Source organism: Oleiphilus sp. HI0123, from assembly GCF_001635315.1.
In genome coordinates this window covers 1-1,204 of the sequence record NZ_LWGE01001560.1, presented here as the reverse complement: position 1 = coordinate 1,204, position 1,204 = coordinate 1, and the positions used below count along the sequence as shown (strand labels likewise).

At 40.6% G+C, this 1,204-nt stretch carries 2 protein-coding genes; both read left to right on the top strand.

All coding sequences use genetic code 11. The annotated features are described in order from the left end of the window. Positions 1-81 precede the first annotated feature (81 nt). Complete coding sequence (locus A3761_RS20910) at positions 82-606, top strand: biopolymer transporter ExbD (protein WP_068512655.1); 525 nt, start codon at positions 82-84, stop codon at positions 604-606. Beyond that, positions 603-1,097: a biopolymer transporter ExbD gene (locus tag A3761_RS20905; protein ID WP_068509548.1), complete on the top strand. Its 495-nt coding sequence runs from the start codon at positions 603-605 to the stop codon at positions 1,095-1,097. The genes A3761_RS20910 and A3761_RS20905 overlap by 4 nt, the downstream gene beginning before the upstream one ends. Positions 1,098-1,204: the final 107 nt, after the last annotated feature.

Sequence of the window (1,204 nt, the reverse complement as noted above, 5' to 3'; positions counted from 1 at the left end):
TTTTTTATGAACTCAATTGACAGTAGTTTATTTATTCAAAAGATAGATAACTAACCGGTATTACTAACTAGCGATATATATATGGCACGAAGGAAGCATAGAAAGCTTGTTCAGCAGGCAGAATTGGACATCACTGCGTTCATGAATCTCATGATTGTACTTGTGCCGGTATTGCTATTAAGTATGGTTTTTTCTCAAACAGCAGTATTAGACCTTAATTTTCCAGTACTGGACGATGCGCAACTCCCAGATAATTCCGAAGAATTGCAACTGCAACTAATAATACGTAAAAACAGCCTGACATTGGCTGATACGAAACAGGGTTTAATAAGAAAGATTCAGAGTAGTGAGCAAGGTTACGACTTTGATTCCTTAGTGAAAGTCCTTAAGCAGTTAAAAAACAGGTTCCCTGAGAAGACTGATATCACATTGCTTTTGGGCGAAGAGATAAATTATCAAACTCTTGTTAGTGCCATGGATTTAACTCGCTCTTATGAGACTGTTGTTGCAGCAAGTGTTGTTAATGCAGAGCTTTTCCCCGATATATCTATTGGTGACGCACCCATTTTGGATGTTGAAAGTACTGGTGGGGGGGCGACACCATGAAACTATCCAGAAGAGCGAAGAGGATGCAACGTCATTACCGACGAATGCATAAAACCGGTGGCTTAAACCTTGTGTCACTCATGGATATTTTTACCATTTTAGTTTTCTTTCTGATGGTGAACTCTTCAGATGTAAAAGTACTTCAGCAGGATAAGTCTGTTGAGTTGCCGCTGTCGGTGGCTAAGCAGCAGCCTAAGGAAAATATCGTAATTGCTGTAAGTGGCAGCAATATCCTTGTTCAGGGGCGGGTAGTATCTAGCATTAGTGAGGTTTCAGATGACGGTCTATTTCCTGGCTTAAAGTCAGAGCTGGACTATCAAGCAAGTAAAAATCAGTCTTTGCAGAATGTTCGTGATGGATACCCTGTTACTTTAATCGCAGATAAAAACGTGCCTTATAAGCTGTTAAAAAAGATTATGGCAACTTGTACTGCCGCCAGCTATACCCGGGTTTCCCTGGCTGTATCAAGAAAGCTTGAAGGTAAGGGGTAGGGATGATTTTTCCACAAGACCGCTTAAATCTACCTTGGACGAAAGAAGCTGGTGAAAGTAAACGTTTCAGCAGTATTCTGCTTACCTTGCTCATGGTCTTTTTGGTA